Annotated in this window: 6 protein-coding genes; 2 read left to right on the top strand and 4 right to left on the bottom strand. The window is 66.8% G+C overall.

The window, feature by feature from the left end; all coding sequences use genetic code 11:
* Nucleotides 1-1167 (top strand): cytochrome c oxidase assembly protein (locus B3T59_RS21490; RefSeq protein ID WP_287005083.1); only part of this gene is annotated, 1167 nt, incomplete at its 5' end.
* Between the two features lie 66 nt (nt 1168-1233).
* Nucleotides 1234-1776: a zf-HC2 domain-containing protein gene (locus tag B3T59_RS21485; protein ID WP_287005082.1), complete on the top strand. Its 543-nt coding sequence runs from the start codon at nt 1234-1236 to the stop codon at nt 1774-1776.
* Nucleotides 1777-1799: 23 nt separating this feature from the next.
* On the opposite strand, the gene B3T59_RS21480 is transcribed toward B3T59_RS21485, so the two are convergent.
* From B3T59_RS21480 to sigC, 4 genes are all read right to left on the bottom strand, one after another.
* Nucleotides 1800-4130, bottom strand: a complete 2331-nt coding sequence (locus B3T59_RS21480) for a heavy metal translocating P-type ATPase (protein ID WP_287005081.1) — start codon at nt 4128-4130, stop codon at nt 1800-1802.
* Between the two features lie 189 nt (nt 4131-4319).
* On the bottom strand, nt 4320-5012 hold the full coding sequence (locus B3T59_RS21475) for a vitamin K epoxide reductase family protein (RefSeq protein WP_287005080.1): 693 nt from the start codon (nt 5010-5012) through the stop codon (nt 4320-4322).
* 43 nt (nt 5013-5055) lie between these two features.
* Nucleotides 5056-5790 (bottom strand): DsbA family protein, encoded by a 735-nt coding sequence (locus B3T59_RS21470; RefSeq protein WP_005203903.1) that lies wholly within the window; start codon nt 5788-5790, stop codon nt 5056-5058.
* A gap of 169 nt (nt 5791-5959) precedes the next feature.
* Nucleotides 5960-6544, bottom strand: a complete 585-nt coding sequence (sigC, locus tag B3T59_RS21465; RefSeq protein WP_287005079.1) for an RNA polymerase sigma factor SigC — start codon at nt 6542-6544, stop codon at nt 5960-5962.
* Nucleotides 6545-6550 lie beyond the last annotated feature (6 nt).

Raw genomic sequence — 6550 nt, 5'->3', positions numbered from 1 at the left:
ACAGACGACGCCGATACAGACAACGCCGATACAGACGACGCCGATACAGACGAAGCTGCTGCAGACGGCACCGATACAGCTGACGCTGGTGCGGATGACGCGGGGCGTCGGATGGTGACCGCGGGTGCGGTGCTCATGCTGGCGGCGGTCGCGTGCTGGACCGTCATGGACACCCGCGTCGCCCCCGGACTGCTGGCGCACAAGTTCACCGGATGGGACGTCTTCCTCGGGTACGAACTGCCCGGCCCGCCGACGACATGGACGTTGGCGACCTTCTGGCGCCCCGACCTGTTGATCGGTGTCGCGGCCGTGGTCGCAGCCATCCTGTACCTGTTCGGTGTGCGCCGTCTGCGGTGTCGTGGCGATGAGTGGCCCGTCGGCCGCACCATCTCGTGGGTGCTCGGCTGCCTTGTCGTCGTCGTGGTCACGGGGTCGGGCGTACGCGCCTACGGCTCGGCGATGTTCAGCGTGCACATGGCAGAACACATGGCGCTCAACATGTTCGCGCCGGTGCTCCTGGTGCTCGGTGCGCCCGCGACCCTTGCATTGCGTGCGCTTCCCGCGGCTCACGGCGACGGGCCTCCCGGCCCGCGTGAATGGCTGCTGCGCGTACTGCATTCGAAGGTGACGGCGGTGCTGTCGAATCCGATCGTGGCGCTGGTGGTGTTCGTGCTGTCGCTCTACGTCGTCTACTTCACCGGCATCTTCGGCACGCTCACCCGGTATCACTGGGGCCACGTGCTGCTGACCGTGCACTTCATCATCGTCGGCTACCTCTTCTACTGGGTCATCATCGGCATCGACCCGGGGCCGCGTCGAATCCCGTTCCTCGCCCGCATCGGATTGTTGTTCGCCGTCATGCCGTTTCACGCGTTCTTCGGCATCGCGTTGATGACGATGTCGACGGTGGTCGGCGACAAGTTCTACAGCGAACTGATGTTGCCGTGGGTGACCGACCGCCTCCACGACCAGTGGCTCGGTGGTGCGATCGCCTGGGGCGCAAGCGAGGTGCCCGTCGTGCTGGTCGTCGTGGCCATCGTCGCCCAGTGGGCCAAGGTCGATCGGCGTGAGGCCAACCGTGGTGATCGCCACGCCGACACCTACGAGGACACCGAGCTCGACTCCTACAACGCGATGCTCGAAGAGCTGTCGAAGTCGCGTCGATGAGCAGGCTCCATCTGGTCTGTCGGGCAGAGAGTTTCGACGGCTTGACCGCGCGAGGACAATAGCACCATGCGATGTGAGGTGGCACGGGAGTCGCTGTCGGCGCGTATCGACGGCGAGCGCGAGTCGGTGCCCGCTGCGCGCGTGGACGAGCACGTCGCACAGTGCCCCGCATGCCAGCGCTGGTACAGCACCGCGCAGGGCATGAACTTCGCAGCGGCCGACCTGGCGCCCGACCTCAGCACCACGATCCTCGAGGCATCGCAGACCTCCGAACCCGACGGCATCACGGGTCGTCGCAACGACGGTGTGGGTCGCGCGGTGGTGGCTCTGCACGCCGCGTCCGTCGCATGTGCTGTCGCCGCAGTCGTCTTGAGTGTCGGTTATCTCACCGGCTCCGCGCCGCTCTGGTACCCCGTGATGCAGATCGTGTTTGCCGTCGTGGCCATCGCGCTCGCTGTGGCCGCGCGGGTCAGATCACGACGTCGTGGCCAGGCGGCGCGTCAAATACCCAGTGCCACAACAAGTATCGACGACGATGCTTGTGAGGTCGACGCCGCGTCGGACGTCACCGACCTTGCCGCGCTGCGCGCGAAGCGCAAAGCGGGATAGCGCTCGCCACCCGTAGACCGGCGCTACTTGCGTGCGCCGAAGTGCTGCAGCCGCAGGCTGTTGGAGACGACGAACAACGACGACAGGGCCATCGCGGCGCCCGCGATCAGCGGGTTGAGCACGCCGGCCGCGGCGATCGGGATGGCCGCGACGTTGTAGCCGAACGCCCAGATCAGGTTGGTCCGGATCGTGCGCTGGGTGCCACGCGCGAGGCTCAGCGCGGCGGGGGCGGCACGCAGGTCGTCGCGAACCAGGACGACATCGGCGGCGCCGATCGCGACGTCGGTACCGCGACCGATCGCAACGCCGAGATCTGCGGTGGCCAGTGCGGGACCGTCGTTGATGCCGTCGCCGACCATGGCCACCGAGTGTCCGGCCTCCTGCAGCTCGCGGATCGCATCGACCTTGGCGTCGGGAAGCACTTCGGCGATGACGTCGGTGATACCGACCTCCACGGCGACCGCGTGTGCGGCGCCGGAGTTGTCGCCGGTCAGTAGAACGGTGCGCATGCCTGCGGCCTGTAGGGCGGCGATGGCGGGTGCGGCACTGGACTTGACGGTGTCGGCGACCGCGATCAGTCCGCTCAGTCGGCCGTCGACAGCGACGTAGATCACGGTCTCGCCCTTGGCTTCTGCGTCTCGTCGACGACGAGCAGTTGCCGCCGGAATCACGCCACCCGCGTCGTCGACCGACTGCGACACCCAGCGAGGTGACCCGACGGTGACCCGATGCCCGTCGACAGTTCCGACGACGCCGCGTCCGGGTTCGGCGCGGAAGTCGGTGACCTCGAGGCGGTCCGCCTCGTCGACCGCTGCGACGATCGCCGAACCAACGGCATGCTCGGACGCGGATTCGACGGCACCCGCGAGCACGAGCAGGCGCTCGTCGGAGAGTTGTGCGTCGTCGTCGCTGTACACCTGCGTCACCGACAGCGCGCCCTCGGTGACGGTTCCGGTCTTGTCGAAGACGACGGTGTCGATGTAGCGGGAGGTATCGAGAGCCTGATAGCCCTTGAGGAAGATGCCCAACTGGGCACCGCGGCCGGTCGCGACCATGACGGCGATCGGTGTGGCGAGACCCAGCGCGCACGGACATGCGATGACCAGCACTGCCAGTCCCGCGGCAACGGCACGCTCGACGGGACCGCCTGCGAGTAGCCACGCACCGACCGTCACCACGGCGATCGCGACGACGACCGGCACGAAGACGCCGGCGACGCGGTCGGCGAGGCGCTGGGCATTGGCCTTGCCGGTTTGAGCCTCTTCGACCAGACGCATCATGCCTGCAAACGCGGTATCGGGTCCGACGGCTGCGGCCTCGACGATCAGACGTCCGTTGAGTGCGGTGGTACCGCCGATGACGGGCTCACCGGGCTCGACGTCGACCGGCTTCGATTCGCCCGTCATCGCGCTCATGTCGACGGCGGCAGATCCCTCGATGACCAGGCCGTCGGTGCCGATGGTCTCACCCGGACGGACGACGAAACGCTGACCCTCCGACAGTTCACCCGCCGGGATGCGCATCTCGGTGCCGTCGCGCAGCAGGACTGAGACGTCCTTGGCTCCGAGCGCGGCCAATGCCCGCAGTGCGCCGCCCGCCCGAGAGCGTGCGCGCGCCTCGAAATACCGGCCGGCCAGGACGAGGACGGTGACGCCGGTTGCCACCTCGAGATAGATGGAGTCCGCGCTCCAGATGGCGGCCCACACGCCCTGCGAACTCGTCGAAGCGGTGTCCGTGGCGAAGAACATAGAATAGAGCGACCAGCCCGCCGCCGCAAGAACACCAAGCGTGACAAGCGTTTCCATGGTCGCGTTGCCGGTACGGAAATTCTTCGCGGCGACGCGGTAGAACGGCCACGCGCACCACGTCAGGATGGGCAGCGCCAGCGCGAGCAGCAGCCACTGCCACCCCGTGAACCTCGTCGACGGCACGACGGCGAACACGATCGACAGATCCGCGAGGGGGATGAAGAGGATCAGTGCGACGGCGAGTCGACGGAACAGTCGCTTTGCCTCGTCGCCGTCCGTGTCGGGAATGGGGGTGGGAGTGTCGCTGCGGACGCTCGCGCCGTAACCGCTCGCGTCGACGACCTCGCAGAGCGCGCCTGCGTTCACATCGGCAACGGCGTCGATGGTCGCGACGCGCGTCGCGTAGTTGACCGACGCCTTGACGCCGTCGACCTTGTTCAGCTTGCGTTCGACCCGCGCCGCGCACGCGCCGCAGGTCATGCCGGTCACGTCGAGCTGGATTCGTTGCAGTGTGTTCGCGGCGTCGGCGCTTCCGGCGTCGGCGGTCCCGGTTTGGGTCGACTCGGGTTCTCCGGTCGCGCTCGTGCGGGATTCCAGCGTGGTCACATCGTCCTCGATCTCGTCGTCCGTATGCGCGCGCCGCAGCGTTCGGGAATGCCCCGATCACGAGCAGATCGAACCTCGACAAGAGATCTACGACGATCCGCAGGCATTGGCCGCGCACGTACTCCTACAAGTATGTCGCGCGGGGGTGCCGGACAGTTCCCGGGGATTTTCCCGACGGCGCCTACCGCGTCAGATCAGCGTCTGCCAGTAGTCCCAGAACTCGACGAGGATGGCGACGATGACGATCGCGTACCAGACGGGCAGCAGCACCCACAGCCAGCCGCGAATCTCGCGGCCAAGCTTGCTGTCTCCGATCAGGCGGTTGATGCTCAGCACCAGGATGATGGGCACGACGACCCAGACGACCAGGCAGTATGGGCACAGCGCGTGGATCTTGTACAGCGCTGAGTAGGCGAGAAAGTTGACGAAGACGAAGCCCGCGAAGCTGCCGACTGCCATGCCGAGCCAGTACCAGCGGGGGAGGGAGATCCCGGCCACCGCCAGCACACCTGTGACGATGACCACCGCGAACGCCGCGATGCCGATCAACGGGTTGGGGAACCCGAACAGCCCCGCCTGCCAACTCTTCATGACCGAGCCGCAGGAGATGACCGGGTTGATCGAGCAACTCGGCACGTAGTCGGGGTTCTGGAGAAGATGGATCTTTTCGATCGCGAGCGTCGACGCCGCGACGAAACCGATCACCCCGAGGATCAGGAACACCAGCGCAGTGGGCCGGCTCACGTGCACGAGGCCTGTGAGACCTCGTGAACCCGACTGCTCAGCGGTCTCGGCGACGTCAGGGTCGTCGACGGCCGCGGTTGATTCATTCTCGGTATCGACGGGAGCGTGCGCGTTGTCGTCGGCGTGTGTCGTGCTCATGGTTGTTGCCTCGCGTATCGGGTGCGATGGTGTCGGTCGGCTGCTACTTGTTCGCTGCCTCGTTGACCGCTGCGATCAATGCGTCGGGCGTGCTGAGCTGAACCGGCTGTCCGTTGATCTTGATCGTCGGGGTCGCATTGACACCGGAGTTGAGCGCCTTCTGGGTGGTGTCCTTCACGAAGCCGCTGAACTGTCCATCGCCGATGCACTGCTTGAGGTTCGTCGCCCCCACCTGCTTGGCGATCGAGTTGAGCTCATCGTTGGTGAGGCCGGGGCCGCCCTCCTCGGGCTGCTGCGCGTAGAGCGCGTTGTGGAACTTGAGCCAGGTGTCGAAGTTGCCGTCGCCGGCGGTCGACTGCGCGACGCACGCCGAGGCATTGGCCGAGCGGGAGGAGTAATTGGTGGTCGACATGCGGTCGAGGAACGCGATCGGCATGTAGTCGACGGCAACCTTCGGGTTGTTGCGGATCTGATCCATGGCACCGGCGAACTGGGTTTCGAACGCGCGGCAGGCGGGGCACTGGAAGTCCTCGACGACCGTCACCGTGACGGGCGGGGTGGTGCCCTTGGGTGCCGTGGTGATCCGATAGGCGTTGTCGGTGGCGACGGTGACGTTGCTCGACGATCCGGTGGCCGACTCGTGGGAGACCAGCACCCAGACGCCGATTCCGACCGCCAGGGCGACCAGCACGACGGCTGCACCGATCTTTATCAGCAGGGAACGGCGCTTCTCCGCCGCTCGCGGGTCAACGATCGGCTTGCGACGCTTGTCGGCCACAGGTCCCTCACATCTCTTTCGCTCGTCATCTGGGGTGAGGACCGACCACATCGTCGTCGACACGAATGTGCCGACACGGCGGGATACCGGTCCATCGCCGTCTCAAGGGTACGCAAGCCTGCCTGAGAAAAGTCATAAGGCTTAGGTCCCCACCTGCGTCGCAGGCAGGTCAGCTGGTGCGTTCACCCCGACGGGGAGCGTTGGCCGCTCCGATCAGCGCTTCGCGGGCGCGGGCGACACGCGAGCGCACCGTGCCGACCGGGCAGCCCGTCACCTCGGCCGCCTCCTGATACGACAGCCCGAGGACCTGCGTCAATACCAGGGCCTCACGTCGTTCCGGAGGTAGATCGTCGAGCAGGAGATTGACGTCGACGACGTCTTCCCAGCCGGTTGAGCGTGGCTGCCGGGTGTCGGCGGCGTCGATCCAGTCGACGCCTCCCGCGATGCGCGGTCGCGACATCGCACGTCGTACGTCGTCGGCGCAGACGCGTCGCGCGATGGCGAGCAACCAGGTGCGGGCCGTCGAATTGCCTGCGAAGCGGGGCAGTGAACGGATCGCCCTGAGGTAGGTCTCCTGCGTCAGGTCGTCGGCGACGCGGGTGTCGGCGAGATGTGCGACGAATCGCCAGACGTCGCGCTGCGTCTCCCGCACGAACTGCTCGAGCGCACGACGGTCGCCACGAGCGGCCGCGAAGGCCAGTTCGGTGACTTCAGCGTCGTGGTCGGACGCCGCGCGGTCGGCGGGGGCGGTCATGGGGAT

The organism is Gordonia sp. UBA7860, assembly GCF_002500165.1.
GTDB lineage: Bacteria > Actinomycetota > Actinomycetes > Mycobacteriales > Mycobacteriaceae > Gordonia > Gordonia sputi.
The sequence above is the reverse complement of the archived record's forward strand: the minus strand, read 5'-3'. Positions and strand labels throughout refer to the sequence as shown.

What these genes read in the sequence shown, in the direction of transcription:
- B3T59_RS21485 (WP_287005082.1), top strand. Translation starts at nt 1,234, where the DNA reads ATGCGATGTGAGGTGGCACGGGAGTCGCTGTCGGCGCGTATCGACGGC.
- B3T59_RS21475 (WP_287005080.1), bottom strand. Translation starts at nt 5,012, where the DNA reads ATGAGCACGACACACGCCGACGACAACGCGCACGCTCCCGTCGATACC.
- sigC (WP_287005079.1), bottom strand. Translation starts at nt 6,544, where the DNA reads ATGACCGCCCCCGCCGACCGCGCGGCGTCCGACCACGACGCTGAAGTC.